At 64.8% G+C, this 23,866-nt stretch carries 28 protein-coding genes; 13 read left to right on the forward strand and 15 right to left on the reverse strand.

Annotated features, from left to right (window positions below; genetic code table 11):
• Window positions 1-15: 15 nt before the first annotated feature.
• Window positions 16-924: a LysR family transcriptional regulator gene (locus RFM52_RS11860; protein WP_320297487.1), complete on the reverse strand. Its 909-nt coding sequence runs from the start codon at window positions 922-924 to the stop codon at window positions 16-18.
• A 101-nt stretch (window positions 925-1,025) separates the two neighbouring features.
• Between RFM52_RS11860 and RFM52_RS11865 the strand changes: the two genes are divergently transcribed.
• The 4 genes from RFM52_RS11865 (at window position 1,026) to RFM52_RS11880 (ending at window position 5,075) form a co-directional block, all read left to right on the forward strand.
• Complete coding sequence (locus RFM52_RS11865) at window positions 1,026-2,474, forward strand: aldehyde dehydrogenase family protein (protein WP_320297486.1); 1,449 nt, start codon at window positions 1,026-1,028, stop codon at window positions 2,472-2,474.
• The gene (locus RFM52_RS11870; RefSeq protein WP_320297485.1) at window positions 2,471-3,469 is read left to right on the forward strand and encodes a membrane dipeptidase; all 999 of its coding nucleotides are present in this window, start codon (window positions 2,471-2,473) and stop codon (window positions 3,467-3,469) included. The genes RFM52_RS11865 and RFM52_RS11870 overlap by 4 nt, the downstream gene beginning before the upstream one ends.
• 216 nt (window positions 3,470-3,685) lie before the next feature.
• On the forward strand, window positions 3,686-4,294 hold the full coding sequence (locus RFM52_RS11875) for a hypothetical protein (RefSeq protein ID WP_320297484.1): 609 nt from the start codon (window positions 3,686-3,688) through the stop codon (window positions 4,292-4,294).
• On the forward strand, window positions 4,284-5,075 hold the full coding sequence (locus RFM52_RS11880) for a hypothetical protein (RefSeq protein ID WP_320297483.1): 792 nt from the start codon (window positions 4,284-4,286) through the stop codon (window positions 5,073-5,075). Before RFM52_RS11875 ends, RFM52_RS11880 begins: the two co-directional genes overlap by 11 nt.
• A gap of 135 nt (window positions 5,076-5,210) precedes the next feature.
• Here RFM52_RS11880 and RFM52_RS11885 read toward each other — a convergent pair whose 3' ends face one another.
• The 6 genes from RFM52_RS11885 to hemC all read right to left on the reverse strand — a co-directional run bounded on the left by RFM52_RS11885 (window position 5,211) and on the right by hemC (window position 11,252).
• A complete protein-coding gene (locus RFM52_RS11885) occupies window positions 5,211-5,927 on the reverse strand; it encodes a glutamine amidotransferase (protein WP_320297482.1) in 717 nt (238 codons plus the stop codon).
• Between the two features lie 18 nt (window positions 5,928-5,945).
• A complete protein-coding gene (locus RFM52_RS11890; RefSeq protein ID WP_320297481.1) occupies window positions 5,946-6,425 on the reverse strand; it encodes a tellurite resistance TerB family protein in 480 nt (159 codons plus the stop codon).
• A gap of 46 nt (window positions 6,426-6,471) precedes the next feature.
• Entirely contained in the window at window positions 6,472-8,040 is a 1,569-nt protein-coding gene (locus RFM52_RS11895; RefSeq protein WP_320297480.1) for a heme biosynthesis protein HemY, read from the reverse strand.
• A gap of 10 nt (window positions 8,041-8,050) precedes the next feature.
• Window positions 8,051-9,514: a COG4223 family protein gene (locus RFM52_RS11900; RefSeq protein WP_320297479.1), complete on the reverse strand. Its 1,464-nt coding sequence runs from the start codon at window positions 9,512-9,514 to the stop codon at window positions 8,051-8,053.
• A 99-nt stretch (window positions 9,515-9,613) separates the two neighbouring features.
• Complete coding sequence (locus tag RFM52_RS11905; protein ID WP_320297478.1) at window positions 9,614-10,327, reverse strand: uroporphyrinogen-III synthase; 714 nt, start codon at window positions 10,325-10,327, stop codon at window positions 9,614-9,616.
• Between the two features lies 1 nt (window position 10,328).
• Entirely contained in the window at window positions 10,329-11,252 is a 924-nt protein-coding gene (gene hemC, locus RFM52_RS11910) for a hydroxymethylbilane synthase (protein WP_320297477.1), read from the reverse strand.
• A 211-nt stretch (window positions 11,253-11,463) separates the two neighbouring features.
• On the opposite strand from hemC, the gene tsaD reads away from it, so the two are divergent.
• The 6 genes from tsaD to RFM52_RS11940 all read left to right on the forward strand — a co-directional run bounded on the left by tsaD (window position 11,464) and on the right by RFM52_RS11940 (window position 15,506).
• Window positions 11,464-12,549 carry a tRNA (adenosine(37)-N6)-threonylcarbamoyltransferase complex transferase subunit TsaD gene (gene tsaD, locus RFM52_RS11915; RefSeq protein WP_320297638.1) on the forward strand — a complete coding sequence of 362 codons (1,086 nt, stop codon included), beginning with the start codon at window positions 11,464-11,466 and terminating at the stop codon, window positions 12,547-12,549.
• Entirely contained in the window at window positions 12,546-13,550 is a 1,005-nt protein-coding gene (locus tag RFM52_RS11920) for an NAD(P)H-dependent glycerol-3-phosphate dehydrogenase (protein WP_320297476.1), read from the forward strand. Before tsaD ends, RFM52_RS11920 begins: the two co-directional genes overlap by 4 nt.
• Before the next feature lie 17 nt (window positions 13,551-13,567).
• A complete protein-coding gene (locus tag RFM52_RS11925; protein ID WP_320297475.1) occupies window positions 13,568-13,864 on the forward strand; it encodes a YciI-like protein in 297 nt (98 codons plus the stop codon).
• An 87-nt stretch (window positions 13,865-13,951) separates the two neighbouring features.
• Window positions 13,952-14,377: an EVE domain-containing protein gene (locus RFM52_RS11930; RefSeq protein ID WP_320297474.1), complete on the forward strand. Its 426-nt coding sequence runs from the start codon at window positions 13,952-13,954 to the stop codon at window positions 14,375-14,377.
• Window positions 14,374-15,030 carry a class I SAM-dependent methyltransferase gene (locus RFM52_RS11935; protein ID WP_320297473.1) on the forward strand — a complete coding sequence of 219 codons (657 nt, stop codon included), beginning with the start codon at window positions 14,374-14,376 and terminating at the stop codon, window positions 15,028-15,030. Before RFM52_RS11930 ends, RFM52_RS11935 begins: the two co-directional genes overlap by 4 nt.
• Window positions 15,031-15,080: 50 nt before the next feature.
• Window positions 15,081-15,506 (forward strand): DUF1761 domain-containing protein, encoded by a 426-nt coding sequence (locus RFM52_RS11940; RefSeq protein ID WP_320297472.1) that lies wholly within the window; start codon window positions 15,081-15,083, stop codon window positions 15,504-15,506.
• Window positions 15,507-15,712: 206 nt separating this feature from the next.
• Here RFM52_RS11940 and gcvA read toward each other — a convergent pair whose 3' ends face one another.
• A complete protein-coding gene (gene gcvA / locus RFM52_RS11945) occupies window positions 15,713-16,633 on the reverse strand; it encodes a transcriptional regulator GcvA (RefSeq protein WP_320297471.1) in 921 nt (306 codons plus the stop codon).
• A 131-nt stretch (window positions 16,634-16,764) separates the two neighbouring features.
• Between gcvA and RFM52_RS11950 the strand changes: the two genes are divergently transcribed.
• On the forward strand, window positions 16,765-17,025 hold the full coding sequence (locus tag RFM52_RS11950) for a hypothetical protein (RefSeq protein WP_320297470.1): 261 nt from the start codon (window positions 16,765-16,767) through the stop codon (window positions 17,023-17,025).
• 89 nt (window positions 17,026-17,114) lie between these two features.
• Here the strand turns inward: RFM52_RS11950 and RFM52_RS11955 are convergent, their stop codons facing one another.
• Window positions 17,115-17,711, reverse strand: coding sequence for a L,D-transpeptidase family protein (locus tag RFM52_RS11955; protein WP_320297637.1), 597 nt, complete (start codon window positions 17,709-17,711; stop codon window positions 17,115-17,117).
• 84 nt (window positions 17,712-17,795) lie between these two features.
• Here RFM52_RS11955 and RFM52_RS11960 point away from each other — a divergent pair, with 84 nt between their 5' ends.
• Window positions 17,796-18,479, forward strand: a complete 684-nt coding sequence (locus RFM52_RS11960; protein ID WP_320297469.1) for a response regulator transcription factor — start codon at window positions 17,796-17,798, stop codon at window positions 18,477-18,479.
• Between the two features lie 256 nt (window positions 18,480-18,735).
• Complete coding sequence (locus tag RFM52_RS11965; protein WP_320297468.1) at window positions 18,736-19,191, forward strand: cyclic nucleotide-binding domain-containing protein; 456 nt, start codon at window positions 18,736-18,738, stop codon at window positions 19,189-19,191.
• A gap of 197 nt (window positions 19,192-19,388) precedes the next feature.
• On the opposite strand, the gene RFM52_RS11970 is transcribed toward RFM52_RS11965, so the two are convergent.
• Genes RFM52_RS11970 through RFM52_RS11995 form a run of 6 tightly spaced genes read right to left on the reverse strand, consistent with a single transcriptional unit; the run spans window position 19,389 to window position 23,767 of the window.
• Window positions 19,389-20,651: an ABC transporter substrate-binding protein gene (locus RFM52_RS11970; protein ID WP_320293747.1), complete on the reverse strand. Its 1,263-nt coding sequence runs from the start codon at window positions 20,649-20,651 to the stop codon at window positions 19,389-19,391.
• A 49-nt stretch (window positions 20,652-20,700) separates the two neighbouring features.
• Window positions 20,701-21,129, reverse strand: coding sequence for a DUF4440 domain-containing protein (locus RFM52_RS11975; RefSeq protein WP_320293780.1), 429 nt, complete (start codon window positions 21,127-21,129; stop codon window positions 20,701-20,703).
• A gap of 5 nt (window positions 21,130-21,134) precedes the next feature.
• Window positions 21,135-22,190, reverse strand: a complete 1,056-nt coding sequence (locus RFM52_RS11980; protein ID WP_320293746.1) for an aldo/keto reductase — start codon at window positions 22,188-22,190, stop codon at window positions 21,135-21,137.
• Entirely contained in the window at window positions 22,187-22,546 is a 360-nt protein-coding gene (locus RFM52_RS11985; protein WP_320293745.1) for a TIGR04076 family protein, read from the reverse strand. The genes RFM52_RS11980 and RFM52_RS11985 overlap by 4 nt, the downstream gene beginning before the upstream one ends.
• A 2-nt stretch (window positions 22,547-22,548) precedes the next feature.
• The gene (locus RFM52_RS11990; protein WP_320293744.1) at window positions 22,549-23,037 is read right to left on the reverse strand and encodes a DUF3830 family protein; all 489 of its coding nucleotides are present in this window, start codon (window positions 23,035-23,037) and stop codon (window positions 22,549-22,551) included.
• 1 nt (window position 23,038) lies between these two features.
• The gene (locus tag RFM52_RS11995; protein ID WP_320293743.1) at window positions 23,039-23,767 is read right to left on the reverse strand and encodes a GntR family transcriptional regulator; all 729 of its coding nucleotides are present in this window, start codon (window positions 23,765-23,767) and stop codon (window positions 23,039-23,041) included.
• Between the last annotated feature and the right edge of the window lie 99 nt (window positions 23,768-23,866).

The raw sequence follows: 23,866 nt of genomic DNA on the forward strand, positions 1-23,866 counted from the left end.
CCCCTCACCCACCAATCATGCCGCCGCATAGCCGAACTCTCTCTCGCCGGCCTGCGCCTGCTGACGAATGCATTCGATGAAGCGCAGCGACGCCGGCTGCAGATTGCGGCCCTCCTTGGCGATCCAGCCGACGGTCCGGCTCGAACGCGGGTCGGCAAGCGGCACGAAGCGCACGTCGTGGCTGCTCTTCCAGCGGCAGAGCCGCGGCAGGATGGTGACGCCGAGCCTCGCCTCCACCATCGCCAGGTTGGAGCTCACATTGGTCGCGGTGAGTTTCGAGCCGGCGGCAAGCGCCTCGGTCTCGGCAAGCCCGAGTGCCGCGGCCGCGCCATTGCGGATGAAGCTTTCACCTTCGAGCTGCGCCCATTTCAGCGGACGCTTCGATTTTGCCAGGGGATGATCGGCCGGGCAGACGAAATCGAGCGGCTCGTGGAACAGCGGCTCGAAACTGAGCTGCGGCCGCTTGCTGGCAAGCACGCACAGCCCGACCTCGACCATGCCGTTTTCGACCGCGTCGACGATGGCGCTGGAATCGCTGTCGCGGATGTGGATGTCGAACCGGCTGCCCTCGGCGCGAAGCTGGGCGATGGCGCGCGGCAGCAAGGTCACGGCGACCGAAGGCACGCTGGCCACGTCGCAGCGTCCCTGCCGGTCCGCCGCATAGCTGGTCATCGCCAGGCAGGCGCGGTCGTAATGCGCGATCATGGCGCGCGCCTCGTCGAGCACGATACGGCCGACTGGAGAAAGCGCGCCCTTGCGTTCGCTCTCGAACAGCGGCGCGCCAATGTCGTCTTCCAGCTGCTTCAGGGTCATCGACACCGCCGACGGGGTACGGCCGATCTGATCGGCGGCGGCGCGCACGCCGCCGGTCTCGCAGACCGCGACGAAGCTGCGCATGCCGGTCAGGCTGATCGTTTTCGTCACTGTTAAGCTTGCCTGAACATTTGTGCCAAAAATTGAGCTTGATTGAAGTTCACAGCATTGATTAGGTCGTTGTCAACCGAATTTGATGCAGGTCGAACCCGATGCTGAACGGTCAGAACTTCGTTGCAGGCGAATGGCGCGACGGCGCCGACTGGGTCGAGGACGTCAATCCGTCGGATGTGACCGACATCGTCGGGCGTTTCGCGCAGGCGCGGCTGTCCGACATCCATGACGCCGTGGCGGCCGCGCAAAACGCGCAACGGGAGTGGGCGGCGGCCGGGCTCGAAGCGAGAGCCGCCGTTCTCGACGCCATCGGCCGCGAATTGATGGCGCGCTCGAGGGAGCTTGGCGAACTGCTGTCGCGCGAGGAGGGCAAGACGCTTCCCGAAGGTGTCGGCGAGGTCTATCGCGCCGGCCAGTTCTTCACCTATTTCGCCGCCGAGGCGCTGCGTAATCTGGGCGCCTCGGCCGATTCCGTCAGAGCCGGCGTGGATGTGCTGATCGAGCGCGAGCCGCTCGGCATCGTCGCCGTCATCTCGCCCTGGAATTTCCCCATCGCCACCGCGTCCTGGAAGATCGCGCCGGCGCTGGCCTTCGGCAACGCCGTGATCTGGAAGCCGGCCAGCATCACCCCGGCCAGCGCCTGGGCGTTGACCGAGATCATCAGCCGGCAGGCACTCCCGAAAGGCTTGTTCAACCTCGTCATGGGATCGGGATCGACGATCGGCCGCGAGCTTGCCGCCAATGCCGACATCCAAGGGCTGAGCTTCACCGGCTCCGGCGCCGTCGGTTCCGGCATCGCGGCGCTCGCCGCCGCGCGCTTCGTGAAGCTGCAGCTCGAAATGGGGTCGAAGAACCCGTTCGTGGTGATGGACGATGCCGATCTCGACCGTGCCGTCGACCTTGCCGTGAACGGCGCCTTTGGCGGTACGGGCCAGAAATGCACGGCGGCGTCGCGGCTGATCGTCCACCGGCCGATCCATGACGCCTTCGTCGAGAGGCTGCTGGCGAAAACCGAAGCCCTGAAGGTCGGCCATGCGCTTGAGGCCGGCGTCCAGATGGGACCGGTCGTCAGCGCCGAGCAGCTCTCGGCCAATCTCGATTATATGACGCTCGGCATCAGCGAAGGAGCAGAGCTTGCGACCGGCGGCGAAGCGCTCGATCTCGCGCATCGGGGCCATTACATGGCGCCCGCCGTGTTCCTCAACGGCCGCTCCCGCACGCGCATCAACCAGGAGGAGATGTTCGCGCCGATCACCTGCGTCATTCCAGCCGACGATCTCGACGAGGCGATCTTCCTTGCCAATGACACGCCCTACGGGCTGACGGCCGGCATCGCCACGCGCTCGCTGGCGCGTGCGACGAAATTCCGCCACGCCTCGCGCTCCGGCTGCGTCATGGTCAACCTCGCGACAGCCGGCACCGACTATCACGTGCCGTTCGGCGGCGTTCGCGCCTCGAGCTACGGCCCGCGCGAGCAGGGCCGCGCCGCGGTCGAGTTCTATACCCAGGTCAAGACGTCCTACATCCACGCGGGCGCGCCCGAATGACCAACGCTGCGCCGCAAGTGCTCATCGACGGGCTGCAATACTGCAACTGGTCGCGCGAAATTTTCGAGGAGATGCGCCGGGGCGGGCTGACCGCGATCCACGCCACGGTCGGCTATCACGAAGGTTTTCGCGAGACGGTGCGTCACCTGGTCGACTGGCGCACTTGGCTTCGCGACAATGAGGACCTGATCCTCCTGGCGCGCGATGCCGGCGACATCGAGCGGGCGCGGGCCACCAACCGGACAGCGATCCTGCTTGGCCTGCAGAACCCGATGCCGATCGAGGACGACATCGGCCTGATCGAGATGCTCTTCGATCTCGGCATCCGCTTCATGCAGCTCACCTACAACAACCAGTCGCTGCTCGGCTGCGGATGGATGGAACAGGAAGACAGCGGCGTGACGCGGATGGGGCGCGAGGCGATCGCCGAGATGAACCGGCTCGGCATGATCATCGATCTGTCGCATGCCGGCGAGCGGACCGCGCTGGAAACGATCGCGCTGTCGCAGCGCCCGGTGGTCATCAGCCATGCCAATCCGCGCTGGCTGCGCGACAGCAACCGCAATGTTTCGAGGGCCGTCTTGCAGGCGCTGCGCGAAAAGCAGGGATTGCTCGGCCTGTCGCTCTACCCGCTGCACCTTCCGAACGGCTCGGACACGACGCTGGAGCAGTTCGGGCAAATGGCTGCCGAAGCGGCCGGTATCATGGGAGCGGATCATCTCGGCATCGGCTCGGATCTTTGCCAGGACCAGCCCGACAGTGTCGTGCGCTGGATGCGCGAAGGCCGCTGGACCCGCGAGCTCCAGGCGACCGCGAGCTTTCCGCCGCAGCCGTCCTGGTTCAGATCGAACCTCGATTTTCCGAAACTCTCGGCAGGCCTTCTCTCGGCCGGATTCGCCGAGGCCGAAACCACGCTGGTCCTCGGCGGCGCCTGGCACCGTTTTCTCCAGGCCAGCCTGCCTTCGGCCCGGGATTCGCAGGCAGCGAGCAGATAGGCTCGCGGTCAGGTAGGCGCAGGCCGGGTCAAGCTCAGCCGTTCAGGGCAATCGGGCTTCGCTCTTCCGACGGCCCCTAGTTCGGCGCCTCACCGTGCTTTTCGGCGTCTCGACCCTCGCTTGGCTGTCGATCGTGGCGGTCGCTCGGCATGATCGAAGATGGGCTGCAGCAGCTTAATTTCATGGTAAAGTGGCGATGCTTCTGGGGAAACTTTGATGGATTTTGACGACCTAGTCGAACAAGTTGCCGCTCCCGAAAAGAGAGCCAGCAAGGTCGCCGATGGCATCGAGCATAAGATGCACGAGGGTGCCGTGATGGTGGCCTATGCCACCCACCTCCTGCGGACGACGGAAGCCAACCATGTCCGCATCCATCCAGATGGAGAGCACGGCAAGAGGTTCGACTTCACCGGTTGGTTGGCTCGACGCGGCTTCGATAAGGCAACGTCCACCGGTACGACAACATACGGCGGCGAGTATCGGCACGAGAACGGATGGAGGATCACCATCCATCCCAGTTCTGGAAAAGGGGACGTTGTAGCCGAGGTCGGCAACCATACCGTCTCGGCCGAATGCAAGGGCGGCATAATAAATACCCGCCACGCCGGCCAGGTGTCTCGGCTTTACAAAGGGCTTTGCGAGACTGTTGGCTTACTGATGGCAAGCGAAAACCCTGGTCGCCAAGTCGCTGTTGTCCCCTATACGGAGAACACTCTGAGACTTGCGACCAGGATGGCACCGCGGTGCGCACGAGCAGGCATCGAGATCGCGCTAGTCGGTAGTCGAGGCGAGGTCACGGACGTGGTGGCCACCAGTGGTAGGTAATGAGATCCCTGAAAACCTTGCCTTCCTGCATTCTGGCGAAGAAGTCGCGCGAGGTAAATCTATCGATTTCATCGAGAGACAGGAAGACCTTTTGCGGCACGTTGGCATGATCGAGACGATCATGGACCTCCTGCAGTTCTATCGTATGGACTACGCTGAAAAGGACGAGAACCAGCTTATCATAAAGCTATTGGGCGCTCGGATTTTTAATGCACAAGGGGCTGCCCTGAAGCTCATCCTGAGCGGCTACTATCAAGCTGCCGGCCTCCAAATCCGAGACATTCTTGAGACCGCATTTCTCCTTGATTACTTCAGCACTGATGACGCGTTGATCCAGCGCTGGAAGTTGGTGTCAGAGCAGGAGCGGACGAAAGAATTTGGTCAAGCCAAAATCCGGCAGGTGCTGGACGATCGTGACGGCTTCACCGAAAAAAGGCGTATGGAGCACTACAAGCTCCTTTCCTCGATCGCTGCGCACCCAACATTTGCAGGTTTCGCGATGCTTCGGCCGACACCTGAAGCTGACGCGCATATGGGACCATTCTATGTGCCCGAACTTCTGACGGCGACCCTCCAGGAATTGGTCAAAGTGACCGTGGCAGCGTGGGAGAATTTCAAATGGTTCTTCAAGCCCGAAACGATCCCGCAATACCGCGCCACTCTTCGATACCTTGAGACCAGCATGGAGTGGATCGAGAAGACCTACGAAAAGAAGGTGGACCGACGCGACATTGAGGCCGTGCGGTCTATCTTGGAAGCTCTAGAACGCCAAGAAAAATAGCTCGAGTTCTTGGATCACTCGTGAGGCTTATCGGCTGCGACGCCTGGAAGCCGAATTCCGAATCACGTCCATAGGCCCGCGCAGCGCGAACGGCTGTCCACGCCTTGGCTCCCATTCAGGTAATTAGGGTTTACCCTACCCCACGGCCGGCTTGCCGAAGATCAGTCCCAGAAATTCGCTCAGCCAGCGCTTCAGGTGAATGTCCCAGATCAGCCGGCCGCCCAAGTGGTCGCGGCCGGGCTGCGCGCCGGGCAATTCGAAGCGATGCGCGCCGCGCACCACCCAGCGCTGCATCATCACCCGGGTCAGCTCGCCATGGAACTGGATACCCCAGGCATTCTCACCGTAACGGAACGCCTGGTTGGGATAGGTCTCCGCCGTGGCCAGCAACGTCGCTTCCTTGGGCAGCGAAAAGCCCTCGCGGTGGAACTGGTAGACCATCTCCGGCCAGTGCAGCAGTTTCTTGCCGGCGTCAGTCGCCTTCAGCGGATACCAGCCGATCTCGACCAGGCCCTCGCCATGGCCCTCGACCCTGCCGCCGAGATGGTTGGCCAGCATCTGCGCGCCGAGGCAGATGCCGAGGAACGGCCGATTCTCCTTCAGCGGGATTTGCAGCCAATCGGTCTCGCGGCGGACGAACTCGTCCTCGTCATTGGCGCTCATCGGTCCGCCGAAGATAACCGCGCCGGCGTGATCATCCAGCGTGCAGGGCAATTCGTCGCCGAGCGGCGGCCGGCGGATGTCGAGATCGAAACCTTCTTCCAGCAGCATATGGCCGACGCGGCCGGGGCTCGAATTCTCCTGATGCAGCACGATCAGGATTTTGGGTCTCGGCCTCGGTCTGGGTGGCATGGAAGGCGAAGGGTCCTGTTATTCGTCGCTCGACTTGCCCCGTGCGCCGGGCACCTCGGCCGCCGCCTTGCGGCGCGCCTCGATGCGGTCGTGACGCTCGACGCCGATCAGTTCGGCGACCCGCCAGACCGTGTTGTCCTCCAGTTCGTCAAGCTCGCCATCGGCATAGACGATTTCCCACATCAGGCCGATAAAGGCCTTGCGCGCCTCCGCGTCGAGCTCGCGCTTGAGCACGCTGGTGAAGGCGTAGAGGTCGATCGCCTCATTGTCGGCGCGCTCGCCGGCCGCGGCCAGTGCGTCGAGCTCCTCGCCGCTCACCGAATAGGTCTCGGCCAGGATCTGCTTGAACCGCTCCCATTCCACGTCCTGGCGCACGCCGTCGGCGTTCATCACATGGTAGAGCAGCGCCGAGGCCGCGACGCGCGGATCGTCGGCGCTCGGCCTGGTCTCGCCGCCGGCCGGCAGATCCCTCAGGAAGGACAACACACGCTCGAACATCGACACCTTTTCCCTGCCCACCAAAACCCGGCCCCAGAACACAGCTTTAGAACAAACGAAAGCGGCGCGGCGATTTATCCGCTTCTTCTTCCGGCGCGACGCCTGGATCGTCCGGCAGAGGCGGCAACTCCGAACCCTGGCCTATGGTTTCCGCCTCACCGACGGTTTCGGCCACCGCCTTATCCTTCTCGCCGCCATTCGCCGATACCGGCTCTTCGACGGGCGCGTCGGCAACGATGTCGATCGCCTTTTCAGCGGGTTCGGCCGGCGGCGCGGCGGTGATTGCCGGCACGGCAACATCCGTGTCGCTGTCGATCAACTGGCCAAGCCGCTCCATCGGCGCGCGCCAGGTGAAGGCGTCGAGCTTGCCGGTGACCGGCGACACCGGCGCCCAGCGCTCGGAGATGACGCCGTCCGCCACCCAGGCCGGATCGCGCGGCGCGCGCACGGCTTTGGACAGCAGCTGCCGCACCTTGCCCTGGTCGCCGGTCTCGGCTTCCTCGATATCGGCGAGCAGAAGATAGGCGCCCTCGCGGCGATCCATGCGGATCGCGGCCTCCGCTTCGCGCCGCGCGGTGGCGAAATCCTGCGCGTCGAGCGCCGCGCGCGCCACGGCCATGGACGATTCGGCGTGGTTCTTCTTCAGTTCCTGTAGCTTCCTTGCCCGGTTGAGGCGATCGAGCACGGCGTCGCCCGGCCTGGCATGGGTGTAGAGCTCGGCGATGTCGGGATGCGGCTCGGCCTTCCACGCGGCTTCCAGAATCTTGGAGCCCTTGCGCACGTCGTTTTGCCGGATAACCAGATCGGCGGCGATGACCGCCGCCGGCGCGAAATCGGGCGCCAGCTTGTTGGCTTCGAGCGCCGCGGTGCGGGCCGCGTTCGGGTCGCTGTCGACCAGCGCCTGCGCCTTGGCGGTGAGCAGCACGGCGCGGCGGCGGTTGGCCGCGTCGCGCTCGATCTGCCGCGTCGATTTCTGCGCCTCGACCAGCTTCAGCGCGCCGTCCCAGTCGCCGCGTTCGGTCAGCTCTTCGAGCGTCGATTCCGCTGCCCAGGCGAGCTGCGGCGCGACCGCCGCCGCGCGGCCGGCATAGTGGCGCGCGGCATTGCGGTCGCCGAGGCGCTCGGCCTCGAGATAAAGCCCGCGCAGACCGAGCAGCCGCATCTCCGGATCGTCGAGCATGCGCTCGAATTTCTCGCGCGCGCCCTTGTGATCGCCTTCGAGCAGCGAGGCCTGGGCGTCGAGCAGGTTGATCAGCGGCTCCTGATCGGAGCTGATCAGCTTCACCGCTTCCTTGGTCTTCTTGCGCGCCAGCGCGCCGTCACCGGCGCCGGCGGCGATCATGCCCGTCGACAGCGCCTGGTAACCGCGATCGCGGCGGCGCACGCGGAAATAGCGCGAGATCGTATAGGGGCTGTTCCACAGCGACTTGATCAGCCACCAGACGATCATCACTGCCGCGACCACGGCGACGATCGCCACCGCCGCCACCATCAGCGTGACCTGGTACTGGTAGCCGTTGAAGGTGACGAGCATGTCGCCCGGACGGTCGGCCAGCCAGGCAAAGCCCAGTCCCAGCGCGAAGACGACGGCGAGGAAGACGAGGAGGCGGATCATCTTTTCGTCCTCACGCCTTCGTCGCGCCGGCAATCAGCGCTTCGAGCTGCTTCTCGACCTCCAGCCGCGCCTTCAGTTTGCCGGCAAAATCGGCGCCGGCCGCCTTTGCCGCGTCGGGCAGCGTGTCATACTCGCTGAGCGCCTTGGCGTAGTCGCCCTGGTTGATCGCCACTTCCATGCGGGCCACGGTTTCCGGCGCGCCCTTGCCTTCGACGGCGCCGACCGGCCGCACTTTGACCAGCGATTCCGCGCTCGACACCAGGCTCTGGAAGAACCCGGCATTCTGGTCGACGGGCTTTGCCGCCTCGATCATGGCATTGGCGGCGGCATCGGCTTCCGAAGCGATGGTGGCGCGGGTCGGCACGCCCTTCTCGGCATAGGAGCGCAGCGCCGCGAGCTCAGGCGCATCCGGCGCGATCGCAGCGAAGGTGTCGAGTTCGGTCGCGAATGGCGCGCCGCGGTCGAGAGCCGATTTCAGCGCCGAGGCGGCAATCGCCAGTGCGATCTTGGGCTGCGCGGCCTGCGCCTCGACCTTGCCGGAAAGCTGCGACACGGATTGCTCCAGCGCCGTGACCCGGCCGTCCTCGGCCTTGGCCGCGTCACCGGTCGATTTCACCAATGCGTCGAGCCCGGCGATCTTCTCGTTGAGCGGACCGAGATCGACGGGCGCCGCGTTACCGTTCTTCTGCAGGTCGGCGAGGGTCGTCTCGATCTGGCCGACCTTGTCGCCGAGCGCCTTGAGGGCCGTGCCGTCGCCGCTCTGTCCTGCGGTGGATTTCAGCGCCGCGATATCGGCCTTGACCTGCTCGAGCGCCGAGGAAAGACCGTCGACCTTGGCGGACGCCCCGGTGTCGCCGCTTTCCTTCAGCGCCGCGATTTCGCTCTTCAGCGAAGCGAGCTCGCCATTGACGCCGTCGAGCGATCCGCCGCCCGACCCCGGCGCGCCGAGCAGGCCGACCGACTGCAGCAGGCCGGCGCCGGCAAGCGCGATCACGCCGCCAATGACGCCCGCGGCGATGGCGTTGACGCCGGTCTTGCGCGATTGCTGCAGCACGCGATCCTCACCCCGTGTCTCGCTTGATTTCGTTGCCGAAGCGGCAACGCCGGCAGCGGACGCGTCCTCGAAATTGTACTCGAAGCCCTTGGCCTGGCTCTTCGGGGCATCGGAGCCGCCGGGATACGGCGCCTCCGGCTCGTCCTTGCCGGCCTCGGGCTTGTCGGCCGCTGCCTGCGTGGCGTCGCTATGCTCCCACGGCTCGATATCGGCCTGCTCGGCATGGATCGGCTCTTCTGGCGCCTCCGGCTGCGAAGCGACGGCGGCCTCTTCAGCCTTCGCCTCGTCGGTCTGCGCGGCATTGGCCTCGGCCTTGGCGGCATCCTCGTCGGTGATTCGCGAGACGGCGCCGGGCTCGAGTTCGATGGTCACCGGCTCGCGCCGGGTCTTCGAATGTCGCATCTTCGGCGTCTTGACCATGCTTGGGCTCCGCGAACTGGCTTGAGGATGGTTCAAAGGGTCCAGGGGATGCTCTAGCACATCACCAAGCGGTGAAAAGGGGCGGTGTGATGACGCGGCCTAGCGCGGTTGCGACAAAAGCGCGAGAAGCGCATCCTCATCCGGTTGCAGCGCGATCTGGATCCTGCGCCCAGCGACCCTGTCTAACGGCTCGGCGACGCGCGCGGAGAGCATCAAAAATTCCGTTTTTTCAAAAAGATGCTGCAAAGCCGGCCGGGTTATCAGCTTGACCAGCGCGGCGCTGGCCTTGACCGAATAAAGCAGCGCGGCCTCGACCGGATGGTCCGAGAGGCGGGCGACCACGTCGGCATCGCCATAGTCGATCCCGACCGTGTCGTAAGTCTCGATCGCCTGGACATGCGCGCCGGCCGCCGCCAGCCGTTGCTCGAATCCCGGGAAGCGGATGCGGCCGCACAAATACACGATTGCCTTGCCGGCAAGGCCGCCGGCGATGGTGTCGGCCAGCGCCTCGGCATCGCCCGGACCATCCGTGACGGACACAAATCCCGCTGCGCGGCAGGCTTCGGCCGTCCTTTTTCCAACCGCGTGGCAGGGCAGGTTTGCAAGCGCCGCGATTAGCGCCGTCGGCGCATGCCGCACCGCATTGGCGCTGGTGACGGCGACCGCGACGGGATCGCCGCCGATGGTCACCTCGGCAGGCAATGCGCTCGTCTCCGTCAGCGGCAGCAGGACGGGCTGAAATCCCAGGGTTTCGAGGCGTCGTGCCGTGCGCGACGCGCCGGGCTCCGGCCTCGTCACCAGGACGCGGACCATGTCAGGCCCAGCCGTCGAAGAATTTAGCACCAGCCCTGGCGCGAACCGTCCGCGCGGCATCGAGGCCGATCTCGGCAGCGTCCGCGGCCTCGCCTTCCAGCCGGACCTCGTGCGATTCCGTGCCGTCGGGTGAGATGATCAGCCCGGTGAAGGACAGTTTCTCGCCCGATACCGTCGCATGGCCGGCGATCGGCGTGCGGCACGAGCCGTCGAGCGCGGCGAGGAAGGCGCGCTCGCACGCCAATGCCTGGCCCGTCGGCACGTGATGGATCGCCGCCAGCATTCTCTCGACATCGCGGTCGCCGATGCGCGTTTCGATGCCGATCGCGCCTTGCCCCGGCGCCGGCGGAAAATCCTCCAATGACATCAGGTCGGTGACGACATGTTCGAGCCCGAGCCGCTTCAGCCCGGCATAGGCGAGGATGGTGCCCTCGGCGACGCCCTCGTCCAGCTTGCGCAGCCTGGTCTGCACATTGCCGCGGAACATCACCACCTCGAAATCCGGCCGCATGCGGCGAAGCAGCGCCTGGCGGCGAAGCGACGACGATCCGACGGTCGCGCCATGCGGCAGGTCGGCGATTCGCTTCACGGTCTTGCCGATGAAGGCGTCGCGGGCGTCCTCGCGCGGCAGGAAGGTGGTAAGCTCCAACCCGCCGGGCAGCACGGTCGGCATATCCTTCGACGAATGCACGGCGATGTCGATGCGGCCGTCGAGCAGCGCTTCCTCGATTTCCTTGGTGAACAGGCCCTTGCCGCCGGCCTCCGACAGCGGCCGGTCCTGGATGCGGTCGCCGCTGGTCGAGATCGGCATCACTTCGAATGCCTGCTCGGGCAGCCCATGCGCCTGCATCAGCCGCGCCCGCGTCTCATGCGCCTGGGCGAGCGCCAGCGGGCTGCCGCGTGTTCCGATTTTCAAAGTTTGCATGGCGCGCGGTCCGTGATAACCCCCGTCGTTGACCGAGGTCTGTCGAGATTCAGGTCAGGCCGAGCCGAAAGTGGTGGCTTCCGAGAACCGGAGCGGAGCGTACTTAAGTACGTGAGCGCCGGAAGCGCAGAAAGCCGCCACTTGCAGGCCGGCATCACCTGAATATCGACAGACCTCCGGTGACACAATCTTTATGGACAGCGACCAATTGATCCGCGTTCTGGGCATTGAGACGAGTTGCGACGAGACGGCGGCCAGCGTGGTGGCGCTGGACGGCACCGCTGCGCCCGAAATCCTGTCCAATATCGTGCTCAGCCAGATTGAGGAGCACGCGGCCTTCGGCGGCGTCGTGCCCGAGATTGCCGCGCGCGCCCATGTCGAGGCGCTGGACGGCATCGTCGAGGCAGCACTTGCCGACTCGTCCGTCTCGCTCGACGAGGTCGACGCGATCGCCGCGACGGCGGGACCGGGTCTGGTCGGCGGGCTGATCGTCGGCTTGATGACCGCCAAGGCGATCGCCGCCGCCGCCGGCAAGCCGCTGATCGCCATCAATCACCTCGAAGGCCACGCGCTGACGGCGCGGCTGACCGACGGTCTCGACTTCCCCTATCTGCTGCTGCTCGTCTCCGGCGGCCACACCCAGATCGTCGCGGTGCGCGGCGTTGGCGACTACCAGCGCTGGGCGACCACCATCGACGATGCGTTGGGCGAAGCCTTCGACAAGACCGCCAAGATGCTCGGCCTGCCCTATCCCGGCGGACCGAATGTCGAGAAGGCGGCCACCAGCGGCGATCCCCGTCGTTTCGCCTTTCCGCGTCCGATGAAGGGCTCGGCGCAACCGGATTTCTCCTTCTCGGGCCTGAAGACGGCGGTGCGCCAGGCGGCAACCGCCATCGCGCCGCTGAGCGACCAGGACGTCGCCGACATCTGCGCCTCTTTCCAGGCGGCGGTGGCCGACGCGCTGGGCGACCGTGTCGGCCGCGCCCTTGCCCGCTTCCGCCAGGAATTCCCCGGCCAGGCAAAGCCGGCGCTGGTCGTCGCCGGCGGCGTTGCCGCCAACCGCACGATCAAGGCGACGCTTGAAACGCTTTGTTCTGAAGCCGGCTTCGCCTTCATCGCGCCGCCGCAAAAACTCTGCACCGACAACGCGGCGATGATCGCCTGGGCCGGCATCGAGCGGCTGCGCGCCGGCATCGCCGACGAGAACACCGCCGATTTCGTGCCGCGTTCGCGCTGGCCGCTGGACAGCGTTTCGGCACCACTGGTCGGCTCTGGCCGGCGCGGTGCCAAGGCATGACCGCGAAGAGATCCGCAAGCTGCTGGCGCGTGGCGGTGCTGGGCGGCGGCGCCTGGGGCACGGCGCTGGCGCTTGCCATGCTGCGCGCCGGCCATGATGTCCGGCTCTATGCGCGCGACACCGAAACCGTCGCCGCCGTCGCCCGCGGCGAGAACCCGCGCTATCTGCCCGGCATCAGGATCGCGCCCGGCATCGCGGCCACCAGCGATATCGCCACGGCGCTCGACGGCGCCGACTGCGTGCTTGCGGTCACGCCGGCGCAGTCGCTGCGCGCGGTGCTGGCTGCCGCCGCCGGCCACGTGCCGAAGGGCGTGCCGCTGGTGCTTTGCGCCAAGGGCATCGAGCGCGATACCGGCGCGCTGCTCTCGGCGATCGTCGCCGAAAACCTGCCCAACAATCCGGTCGCGGCGCTGTCCGGTCCGAGCTTCGCCAGCGACGTCGCGCGCGGCCTGCCGACGGCCGTGGTGGTCGCTGCCCGCGATGGCGATCTGGCGGCAGAGCTCGCCGCCCGCTTTTCGGCGGAAAACCTGCGCTGCTATTCCAGCGACGACCTGATCGGCGTCGAAATCGGTGGCGCGCTGAAGAACGTCTTTGCCATCGCCGCCGGTGCCGTCACCGGCGCCGGGCTTGGCGCCAGCGCCCAGGCTGCCATGGTGACGCGCGGCTTCGTCGAACTGCGCCGCATCGGCGCCGCCTTCGGCGCCAGGCCGGAGACGCTGATGGGCCTTTCCGGTCTCGGCGACCTCTTGCTCACCTGTTCGTCAGCGCAGTCCCGCAACTTCGCCTACGGCCTGGCGCTCGGCCAGGGCAAGCCGCTTGCCGGCCTGCCTCTGGCCGAAGGCGTGCCGACGGCGGGCATTGCCGCCCGCATCGCCGCCGAGCGCGGCATCGAAGCGCCGATCATTTCCGCCGTCGCCGCCATCCTCGACGGCAAGGTGACCATCGGCCAGGCCGTGACCGCGCTGATGACACGCCCGCTCAAGACCGAAACCGACATCTGAACCCTCGGAGTGAAAAAATGCTGTTTGCGTTGATTTGCAAGGACAAGCCCGGCAGCCTGCAGCTGCGCGTCGACACGCGGCCGGCGCATGCGGCGTTCCTGGAAGGTCTGATCGGCGAAGGCAGGCTTGCCTTTGCAGGTCCCTTCCTCGACGCCGACGGCAAGCCGGATGGCAGCCTGGTGATGATCGAGGCGCCCGACATGGCTGGCGCCCAAGCCCTGGCTGCCGCCGATCCTTATGCCAAGGCCGGCCTGTTCGAAAGCGTCCAGATCCGTCCGTGGAACTGGGTGTTCCAGAAGCCCGCCGGCGCATGATCGTTCGCTGCTCTCGCCGCGGCAAGGGCGAGAGGGTAAGCATAGATGGGAACGCCATGCGTGGCGGCAAGCGATGGGACAAGAGATATGAACTACTGGCTGTTCAAGTCCGAACCTTCGGTCTTTTCCTTCGAGGGGCTGAAGGCCAAGGGCAAGGCCGGCACGCAATGGGACGGCGTGCGCAACTATGCCGCCCGCAACAACATGAAAGCGATGCAGATCGGCGATCTCGGCTTCTTCTATCACTCCAATGAGGGGCTCGACATCGTCGGTATCGCCGAGGTCTGCGCGCTAGCGCACCCCGACACCACCACCGACGATCCGCGCTGGGAATGCGTCGACATCCGCGCCTTCAAGGACGTGCCGAAGCCGGTGACGCTTGAACAGGTCAAGGCCAATCCCAAGCTCGCCGAGATGGCGCTGGTCCGGCTTGGCCGGCTTTCCGTGCAGCCGGTGACGCCGGCCGAGTGGAAAGAGGTCTGCCGCATGGCCGAGCTCAACCCGGCACCGTGACGAAGCTCACGCCGAAGAGCGCGAAAAAGTTCATCCTCGACAACACGGCGCTAATGGCGCCGCCGCATGTGCCGGAAGTCATTTTGCATCTCGCCGACGAGGCGCATGAATTGTGGCTGCGCACCGAGGAGGAGCTGGCCGCAATTGGCTTGCCCCCGCCCTTCTGGGCTTTTGCCTGGGCCGGCGGCCAGGGTCTCGCCCGGTATGTACTCGACCATCCCGAAACCGTGCGCGGCAGGCGCGTGCTCGATTTCGCCTCCGGTTCAGGCCTCGTCGCCATCGCCTCAATGAAAGCCGGCGCGAAGCAGGTGATCGCCGCCGACATCGACCCGTTCTGCGAGACGGCGATCGCGCTCAACCTCGAAGCCAATGCCGTCGAAGGGCAATTCCTCGGCGCGGATCGCGTCGGCTCCGACGACGGCTGGGACGTCGTGCTTGCCGGCGACGTCTTCTACGACAAGGCTTTCGCCGACAGCTTGCTGCCCTGGTTCGCCAGCCTGCGGGCGCGCGGCGCCGAGATCCTCGTCGGCGATCCGGGCCGAGCCTACCTTCCCAGGGCCGGGCTGGAATCGCTCGCTGTCTACCACGTTCCGGTGACGCGGGTGCTGGAGGATGCCGAGGTCAAGCGCACGACCGTCTGGCGCCTTGCTTGACGGGATGAGCGAACAAGCGTTCCATCGCATTTCGATCTGGAGGGGAAAGCATGGATTTTTCGGTCGTGAACTGGCTGGCGGTGGTCGCCGCCGCTGTCGTCGCATGGTTGTTCGGTGCCGCCTGGTACATGGGCTTGAGCAAGCCCTGGCTGAAGGCGGCCAAGCTCGACCCGGCCACCATGAAACGCTCGACCGTTCCGTTCGTCGTCAGCTTCGTCGCCGAGCTGATCATGGCGCTTGTCCTGACACTGGTGGTGGGTGCGATAACCGGCGGCGAGCCGAACCCGATCGCGGGATTGCTGTTCGGCTTCGTGCTCTGGCTCGGCTTCATCGCCACCACGCTCACCGTCAACCATCGCTATGAAGGCTTCGGCTGGGCCCTGACGCTGATCGATGCCGGCCACTGGCTCGGCGTGATGCTGATCATCGGCGCCGTCATCGGCTGGTTTGGCGCGCCCGCCGCGCCCGCAGCTTGAGGCGGGTTGAGATTCAGGTCAGGCCGAGCCGAAAATGGCGGTTTCTGAGAACCGGCCTACGCCGGCCGTAGCCTTCATGGAGCGGAGACCCTTATGAGGGCTTCGGCCGGCGAAGGCCGGAGCGGAGCGTACTTAAAGTACGTGAGCACCGGAAGCGCAGGAAACCGACTTTTGCAGGCCGGCCTCACCTGAATATCGACGCGCCTTCACGTCGGCGTCCTTGCCGCTTCCTCGGTAAGCCATTCGCGGAAAGCGACGACGCGCGCGTCGTCCTTCACGGCCTCGGGATAGACCAGGAAATAGGCAAAGTCGGGCGCCACCTTGATGCCGAGCTCGAAAGGCTGCACCAGCCGTCCTTGCGAGAGGTCGCTGGCGACCATGGCGAAATCGGCCAGCGCCACCGCGTTGCCGTCGAGCGCCGCCTGCGTGGCGTCGGTCGAGGACCTGAACACCAGCGTGCGGCTGTCGTCGAAATCGTCGACGCCGGCCGCCTGCATCCACATACGCCAGTTCGGCCATGTCACGCCCTGCCGCGACCATTCGATGTGAGCGAGCGTATGGTTGAAGAGATCGCGTGGCTCCTTCAGCGGCGGACCTGACGCCAGCAGCGCCGGGCTGCAGACCGGGATGATGATGTTTTCGAACAGCCGGTGCGCGGCGAGCCCCGGATATCTGCCGGTGCCGAAGCGGATGCCTACATCGACGTCGTCGAGGTCGAAATCCCGGACATCGTAGGTGATGTCGAAGCGCAGCTCGATGCCCGGCTTCTGCTGGCGGAAGTCGTCGACCCGCCGCATCAGCCATTTCGTCGCGAACTGCGCGTCGAGCGTCACCTTCAGCAGTGCCGTGCCGCGCGTCATCTTGCGGGCGCGGCTGACGGCGCGGTTGAGCAGGTCTAGCGCATCGACCGAAGCCTCCAGCAACACGTTGCCCGCTTCGGTCAGCCGGATGGTGCGGCTGGTGCGCGTGAACAGCACCAGATCGAGCTGATCCTCGATTTCCTTGATCTGGTGGCTGACCGCCGCCGGCGTCAGGCCGAGCTCGTCGGCGGCGCGGGTGAAGTTGAGATGCCTGGCGGCCGCTTCGAACGTCCGCAGCGCACGCGTCCCGGGCAGCAGCTTGGCCATGCGATCCCCAAATAAAACTTGATGATCAGAAAAGAACTACTCGTTTCCCGTTTGTTTTTCAATCCGGCATGATGGCTTCATCGAAACACCATCAAACCGGATTTGACATCCGGAGAAACACGGATAGAGCCATGTCTGATATCGCCCTGAAGTCCTGCACCCCCCTGGAATCCCCCTCCGGCCTCACCCTTTGGCTGCGTTCGGCGCGCGATTGGCTGCGCCAGGCCCGGGTCGCCGCCCGGCTGCCCCATGAGTCGGTCGAAGACCTCTCCGACAGCCAGTTGCGCGACATTGGCGCCGAACACCGGGACGTCTCAAAGACAATGGACCGGGAGCTTCGCGAGATCGGGCTGCTCGGCACGGGTTGGCAGAAACCGGGAAAGAGGCAGTAGGGATTAGGCAGTAGGCAATAGGGACTAGGCAGTAGGGCAGGCGGACGCATCCCCCTACTCCCTACTCCCTACTCCCTACTCCCTACTGCCTATCTAACCACCCTCACCACCGTCCTATTCGACAGCAACGGAAGCAACCTCGCCATGGTACGCGCCGTCACCGCCACACAGCCTTGGGTCGGGGTGAAGCCCGGCCGGGCCAGATGGAAGAAGATCGCGCTGCCGCGCCCGCGCCGGCGCGGCGCGATGTTCCAGTCGAGCACCAGGCAGACATCGTAGAGCCGGTCGTCGCGCTTCATCCGCTCATGGCTCGCGCCATAAGGGATCTTCACCGGCCGATTGTAGTTGCGGTCGTCCGGCACCTCGCACCAGCCGAGATCCGGACCGACCGGCGCCATCGGCACCTTTGTCCTGCGCCCGCCCGGAAAATGATCGCCCCGAAAATAGCCTGACAGGATGCGCATCGACGCCAGCGGCGTCGCGCCATCCCCTTCATGCTTGTTGGCGGTGACGCCGCTGCGCCCCAGGGCGCAGGGAAACACCGTTTTGCCGGCTTGCAGGAAGCCCTGCGCGGGGTTGCCGGGCCGTGCGCGCACGACCAAAACCCTCAGGCCTTTCGGCAAAAATGCGCCCGCCTCATTGCGCGCGCGTTTTTTCTTGTATGATTGTGTCACGGAACAAATCACTGTGATCGGCTGTTGCGCCGGTGAGCTTCCGCATAAATGGGGGGAGGTCAACTGAATATTCTTTTTAAAACAACGGATTGATCCATGACATCACGCACCATCCTGATCGTCGATGACGACGACGACCTGCGCGCCACCCTGGTTGAGCAACTGGCGCTCTACGAAGAATTCGACGTCCAGCAGGAATCGACCGCCGCAAAAGGCGTTGCCACGGCGCGCGGCGGCGTCGTCGACCTGCTCATCATGGATGTCGGCCTGCCCGACATGGATGGCCGCGAGGCGGTGAAAATCCTGCGCAAGGGCGGCTACAAGGCGCCGATCATCATGCTGACCGGCCATGACACCGATTCCGACACGATTCTGGGTCTCGAGGCCGGCGCCAACGATTATGTGACCAAGCCTTTCCGCTTCGCCGTGCTGCTTGCGCGCATCCGCGCCCAGCTTCGCCAGCACGAGCAGAGCGAGGACGCCACCTTCTCCGTCGGCCCCTATACGTTCAAGCCCAGTCAGAAGCTGCTGATCGATCCGCGCGGCGCCAAGGTGCGGCTGACCGAGAAGGAAGCCTCGATCATCAAGTATCTCTACCGCGCCGACCAGAAGGTGGTGACGCGCGACGTGCTGTTGGAAGAGGTCTGGGGCTACAATTCCGGCGTCACCACGCACACGCTGGAGACCCACGTCTACCGGTTGCGCCAGAAGATCGAGCGTGATCCTTCCAATGCCGAAATTCTTGTGACAGAAAGCGGCGGCTACAAGCTGGTTCCTTAAACATTTCATGATCTAGAGCAATTCCAGGAAAAGTGTGAGGCGGTTTTCCGTCCGGAATTGCGTCAGAACCAACAGAATGAGCGGTCGGGGCGGGACCGCTTCGGGTACGATCCTGATACTGGAGGGTGATGGATCGGCTCGATGGATGCCTCGCACGGTGTGCAGGCTGTTAGTGTTGGAGCGTTTCTCGCGCGTCCTTTTAGAACGCGCCGCTCCAAAGGAGGGACTGGACTGACCGCTCGGGGACACAGCTAGGATGGCGCTGGATGACGACATCCAAATCCTGTCCAGCGTGAAGCTTTTCCAGGGCTTCACGCAGGAACAGCTGCGCCTGCTCGCCTTCGGCGCCGAGACCACGGTGCTCCAGGCCGACCATAAGCTCTACCGCGAGGACGACGTCGCTGACTCTGCCTACATTGTAGTCAGCGGCTTGATCGCACTCTATCGGGAGCTGGGCGGTGAACGCGTCCCGATCGGTACGGCAGGCCCGGGCACCATGCTGAGCGAACTGGCGCTGATCGCCGACACCAACCGGCTGACCAGCGCCTCCGCCGCGGTCGATTCGGAAGTGATCCGATTGAGCCGCAAGATGTTCCACCGAATCCTGGAAGAATATCCGGAGATCGCTGTGCTGCTGCATGAGCGCATCCTGGAGGAGTTCCAGCAGATGATCGCCCGCATTGAGAAACTGGCGCCGCGATTTACGGGTTAAAGCATGTCTCCCGAAAGTGGGCCCGGTTTCGGGACAAAGACATGCTTAAAATCAAAAACTTAAAGCAGGTCGCGTGAATTCTTTTTCACGCGACCTGCTTTAGGTCGACGCCAAGTACCGGTCCAGGTGGTCGGCCGTCTCACGTCCTCCCGCACGAAGACCCCGGATCGGGCGACCCGGGGTCTTTCGCGGAGGGGTTATTTGTTCAATTTCGCCTGCAGCGCGTTGACGTCATCCGTCGTCATCTCGCCGTCGGTCGTCACCTTGCCGTCGACGATCTTCCACAGCCGGAATGGCCCGGTGATGTCGCCATATTTGTCGAAGGAAACCGGGCCAATGACGCCTTCATAGCGGATCGGCTTGCCATCCTTGATCAGGCCGAGTGCCTTGGCGAATTCCTCCTTGCCGGCATAGATCGGCGTGCCCGTCGGATCGACCGCCTTGTAGATGGCGTCCTTGATCTTGGCCGGGTCGTCCGAACCGGCGATGGCGATGGCAAGCCCGACAATGGCGCCGGCGTCGTAGGAGCGATCGGCGGCCGGGTTCGACGGCTCGATGCCGGAGAACTCCTTGTAGTTCTTGTTGAAATAGTCGGTCGACGCGGTAGGGCTGGTGCCGGAGGAGGTGCCATAGGCGTCCTTGAGATAGTCGGCCCCAACGGAATCGATGAAATCGGGGCTGTTCATACCGTCATTGAGCAGGAACTTCTGCACGCCGCCCTGCGAGATCCAGGTGCGCGCAACGGTGGCGCCGTCGACCGGCGTGCTGACGAGATAGAGCCCGTCCGGTTCGCCGGCCATCGCCGCCGTCACTTCCGAGGCATAGCTCGACTGCTTCTCGTTGTAGGGCGTGTCGGAGACGATGGTGCCGCCGAGCGCCTTATAGGCGCGCGAGAACTCGGCCACCATGTTGACGCCGAAATCGTTGTTGACGTGGATGATCGACAGCTTCTTGAAGCCCTTGTCGATGGCGTATTTGGCGGCGGCCACGCCCTGCAGCGCATCCGAGGTGATGGTGCGGAAGAAGATACCGTTGGTCTTCCCGTCGCGGCCGAGCGCGGTCAGCGTCGGCGAGGAGGACGCAGGCGACACCTGGACGATCTTGGCCGGCGCGGTCACCGAAGTGAGGATCGGGATCGAGACCGAGGAGATGATGCCGCCGATGATCACAGGCACTTTCTTGACCTGCACGAGCTGGGTCGCGGCGTCGACCGCGACATTGCCCTGGCTCTGGCTGTCGCGCGTGTCGGTCGCGAGATCACAGCCGCGCACGCCGCCTGCGGCATTGATGTCGCGAAAGGCCATCTCGACCGACTTGGCGCCGGCCTGGCCGTACTCGCCGGCCGGGCCGGTCAGCTCCATGACAAGGCCCACGGTGATCTTGCAATCGGCGGCGTGAGCCACACCCGCCAACGTGATGAGAGCGAGCGCGCTGGTGAGTTTCAGTATCGTGTTTCTCATTGTTGTTCCCCTTGAGTTACTCGACTGTGGTTTGATCTCTTGAGCCTGTTCAGTGTTCCGGCACCTGCAGCCAGGTCTCATGCAGATGTCGCCATTCGACGCCGTTGGGCGCCGATGAACTGGTAGTGAAGACGGCGCTCGACTGGCGGCGGCTGCGCTTGCCGTCGCGAAGCTGCGCCTCGACATAGAGGACGACGATCGTGTCGTCGGTCTGCCAGCCGGGTTGGATATCCTCGATCGAAATCGCAAAGCCGTCGTCGCAGGTGGCGCGGCTTTGCCTGACATGGTCGACGACGGCGTCGCGATCGAGGACCGCACCGCTCGGCGCGACCATGGTCAAGCCTTCGCCCATGACGGCTTCGAAACGTGCGAAGTCGACAGTGTCGGCGCGCGCGGCGACGAACCAGTCGACGAAGAAGCGGTGCAGGTCGACGATCTCGGTGCTGGCGCGGGAAAACAGCGAGGCCTCCTGGCTCATGGCGCTCATACCCGGCCTGCGTTCAAATTGTAGTGCATGATCGAGCCGTGGCGGCCATAGCGGTCGCGCTCCAGCGTGTAGACGTCGCCTTCGAGACCGGGGCTTTGCGCGATCACCGCCCCGATCGCCGCCTTGTCTTCAAGGCTCAGTTGCACGTCCATGATTGCCGCATTGGCAAGCGCATGCGCCTGGTTGCGGGCGCCCACGATGACGGCCGCTACCTGCGCTTGTTCCAGCACCCAGGCGCTGGCGATAGTGGCGATGTCGACGCCATGGCGATCACCGACAGTCTTCAATGCCCGCAGCAATTGCTGGAAAAGGTCCCAGCCGCCGAAATCATCGATGATCAGCTTGTATTTGACCAGCGAACGGTTTTCGAGCGGCGTCGCCGGTTCGGCAGCGCCAAGCCATCGATCGCTGAGGAAGCCGCCGGCGACGGAACCGTAGCAGAGGAAGCTGACGTCGTTCCTGGCGGCAAGAGCTGCAAGGCTGCCCGCCGGCCGCTGATCGAGCACGGAATATTGCAACTGCTGACTGACCAGCGGAATGCCCGCCGCGAGAATCTCGGCGAGCCGCGGCGTGTCGAAATTGGTGGCGCCGAGATTGCGGACCTTGCCCTCGCGGCGCAGTTCGTCGAGCCAGGCCATAGCCTCGACATAGCGAGGTTGCGCATAGTCCCACCAGTGGAACTGCACGAGGTCGATGCGCTCGGTCTTCAGCCTGCGCAGCGACTGGTCGACGATTCCCCTGATATAGTCGCGGCTGATGCCGGCCAGCCGCTCAAGGTCGGGCACCAGCTTGGTGTGCACCTTCATCCTGGCGGCGGCATCGAGGCCGCGTTCGTTGGCAAGCCGCAGACGCGTGGCGCCGATCAGTTCCTCGACGCCGGTGTAGATGTCGGCGCAGTCATAGGTGAAGATGCCGGCGTCGAACGTGGCGATAAGATCGGCCACCGCCTGCTCACGGTCTATCGCGCCATGGCCGCCGGCCAGTTGCCAGCCGCCGCGAATGACGCGCGAGATGGTGTAGCCCGAGGCGAGTTCGAAAGTCTTGGCGGTCATTTGTGCTCCGTCTCCCCCGGCAGCGGCACAGCTGTCGTTTCGGCATGGCTGAACCGCCGCTTGGCCACCCTGACGATCCTGAGCCGGCTGGCGCAGTTCGGATCGGGACAGGCGATCTCGGCGTCCGACGTCATCCAATCGTTGGCGTGTGTCGGCCGCTGCTTGGCCGCGAGCAGCGGCAGCACGGCGGCAATGGAATAGATCGAAAAACCCTGCCCCGCCGGCAGCGACAGCATCTCGCCCTTCAGTTCGAAATAGTCGCCGGCCTTGGCACCGCAATAGATCGGCTTGCCCTCGGGGATGACTGCCTCGACGCGAAGGTCGAAGAGCTCGAAACTGTCGTCGCGCCCGGCCATTTTCAGGTCTCCACTCGCGTGAAGGTGACGTCGCAGGCGCCATTGCGGCGAATGACGCCGCAGGCGGCAGCGAACTGTTCCCGTTGCTCCGGCAACACCTGTGCTACGACGCTTCCAGCGAGCCACCCGATCGGAAACAAGAGCCGCGCGCCCTGCCCGTAGAACAGGCCGATGTCGAAGATCGCGTCAGGATTGCCGCCCCACATGCGCGGCGGCACATAGGAGAGCACGATGTCGCCGGGCTGGGGCGTCAGCGTCGCATTCTCGGCCGGCAACGGCTGGGCATAGAGCTGGCCTTCCAGATGCGACGGCGGCACCGGACAGGAGATTTCAGGACCGGTCCACATCGCGTGGATGCCGGCGACCACGCGCGGCTCCTCCAGATAGCTCCAGAGAAAGGCAGCATTGCCCGGCGCCTTTTCCGGCAGCAACAGCGCCGTCGCCGACAGGCCCGAACGTGGCTCGGTGATTTTTATGGCGCGCTTCGTCATGTCACTCCGTTCGGGCCTTGGATTGCAGCTTGTCGCGAAGGAAGGCAAAGGGCCGACTGATGTCGGCCACCAGTGCTTCGCGCGCGGCCTGCGCGTTCTGCGCCGCAAGCGCGGCGACGATGCTGCGATGGTAGTGCGCGGTGTCCACTTCGCCGGCTTCGGAAAAGGCGTAGATGGCGACGCGAATGCATGGGCCGGATTGCAGCCAGAGACTCTCTATCATCGGTATCAGCACTGCAGACCCGCAGGCACGGTAGATTTCGAAGTGAAAGCTCTGGTTGAGCGTAACCTCGCGGTCGACATCCTTCTTGTGCTTCAGCGCCCGGACCTCGTCCCATTCGCGCAGCAGGGCCTCGACGGTCGCGATTCCACGCGGCCCCATCCGCGTTGCGGCGAGCGAGATCGCCTCCCCCTCGATCAGGATGCGCACGCGCAGCAGGTCGTCGATCCGCTCCAGCGTGATAGGCGGCACGCGCACCGAGCGGTTGGGCAGCGCCTCGAGCGCTTTTTCCGTGATCAGCCGTCCGAGCGCCTCGCGCACCGGCATGGTCGAGGTGACCAGCGCATCGGCAAGTCCGCGAATGGTCAGCACCTGGCTTGGTTCGAACAGGCCGCCAATCAGAGCGCGGCGCAGCTCCGAATAGACGCGATCCTGCACAGTCTCGCGGCCGACCGGCGCAAGTTGCGCGGCGAAAGCGTCATTGTTCCGCTCCACGGCTGCCTTGTGCATGCGCTCCCGACTCCAGCCTTTTTGGCCGACCTGCCTGTTTTCGGCTTGCGGAGAAAATTAAAGCTGATTAGCGTGATCAAAGCAAGTGTGATCACATAT

The sequence above is a fragment of the Mesorhizobium humile genome (genome assembly GCF_033977215.1).
Taxonomy (GTDB): domain Bacteria; phylum Pseudomonadota; class Alphaproteobacteria; order Rhizobiales; family Rhizobiaceae; genus Mesorhizobium; species Mesorhizobium humile.

Coding starts and splice junctions, on each gene's coding strand:
- RFM52_RS11865 (WP_320297486.1), top strand. CDS start 1,026: ATGCTGAACGGTCAGAACTTCGTTGCAGGCGAATGGCGCGACGGCGCC.
- RFM52_RS11870 (WP_320297485.1), top strand. CDS start 2,471: ATGACCAACGCTGCGCCGCAAGTGCTCATCGACGGGCTGCAATACTGC.
- RFM52_RS11875 (WP_320297484.1), top strand. CDS start 3,686: ATGGATTTTGACGACCTAGTCGAACAAGTTGCCGCTCCCGAAAAGAGA.
- RFM52_RS11885 (WP_320297482.1), bottom strand. CDS start 5,927: ATGCCACCCAGACCGAGGCCGAGACCCAAAATCCTGATCGTGCTGCAT.
- RFM52_RS11890 (WP_320297481.1), bottom strand. CDS start 6,425: ATGTTCGAGCGTGTGTTGTCCTTCCTGAGGGATCTGCCGGCCGGCGGC.
- RFM52_RS11895 (WP_320297480.1), bottom strand. CDS start 8,040: ATGATCCGCCTCCTCGTCTTCCTCGCCGTCGTCTTCGCGCTGGGACTG.
- RFM52_RS11900 (WP_320297479.1), bottom strand. CDS start 9,514: ATGGTCAAGACGCCGAAGATGCGACATTCGAAGACCCGGCGCGAGCCG.
- RFM52_RS11905 (WP_320297478.1), bottom strand. CDS start 10,327: ATGGTCCGCGTCCTGGTGACGAGGCCGGAGCCCGGCGCGTCGCGCACG.
- hemC (WP_320297477.1), bottom strand. CDS start 11,252: ATGCAAACTTTGAAAATCGGAACACGCGGCAGCCCGCTGGCGCTCGCC.
- RFM52_RS11920 (WP_320297476.1), top strand. CDS start 12,546: ATGACCGCGAAGAGATCCGCAAGCTGCTGGCGCGTGGCGGTGCTGGGC.
- RFM52_RS11925 (WP_320297475.1), top strand. CDS start 13,568: ATGCTGTTTGCGTTGATTTGCAAGGACAAGCCCGGCAGCCTGCAGCTG.
- RFM52_RS11930 (WP_320297474.1), top strand. CDS start 13,952: ATGAACTACTGGCTGTTCAAGTCCGAACCTTCGGTCTTTTCCTTCGAG.
- RFM52_RS11940 (WP_320297472.1), top strand. CDS start 15,081: ATGGATTTTTCGGTCGTGAACTGGCTGGCGGTGGTCGCCGCCGCTGTC.
- gcvA (WP_320297471.1), bottom strand. CDS start 16,633: ATGGCCAAGCTGCTGCCCGGGACGCGTGCGCTGCGGACGTTCGAAGCG.
- RFM52_RS11950 (WP_320297470.1), top strand. CDS start 16,765: ATGTCTGATATCGCCCTGAAGTCCTGCACCCCCCTGGAATCCCCCTCC.
- RFM52_RS11960 (WP_320297469.1), top strand. CDS start 17,796: ATGACATCACGCACCATCCTGATCGTCGATGACGACGACGACCTGCGC.
- RFM52_RS11965 (WP_320297468.1), top strand. CDS start 18,736: ATGGCGCTGGATGACGACATCCAAATCCTGTCCAGCGTGAAGCTTTTC.
- RFM52_RS11970 (WP_320293747.1), bottom strand. CDS start 20,651: ATGAGAAACACGATACTGAAACTCACCAGCGCGCTCGCTCTCATCACG.
- RFM52_RS11975 (WP_320293780.1), bottom strand. CDS start 21,129: ATGAGCCAGGAGGCCTCGCTGTTTTCCCGCGCCAGCACCGAGATCGTC.
- RFM52_RS11980 (WP_320293746.1), bottom strand. CDS start 22,190: ATGACCGCCAAGACTTTCGAACTCGCCTCGGGCTACACCATCTCGCGC.
- RFM52_RS11985 (WP_320293745.1), bottom strand. CDS start 22,546: ATGGCCGGGCGCGACGACAGTTTCGAGCTCTTCGACCTTCGCGTCGAG.
- RFM52_RS11990 (WP_320293744.1), bottom strand. CDS start 23,037: ATGACGAAGCGCGCCATAAAAATCACCGAGCCACGTTCGGGCCTGTCG.
- RFM52_RS11995 (WP_320293743.1), bottom strand. CDS start 23,767: ATGCACAAGGCAGCCGTGGAGCGGAACAATGACGCTTTCGCCGCGCAA.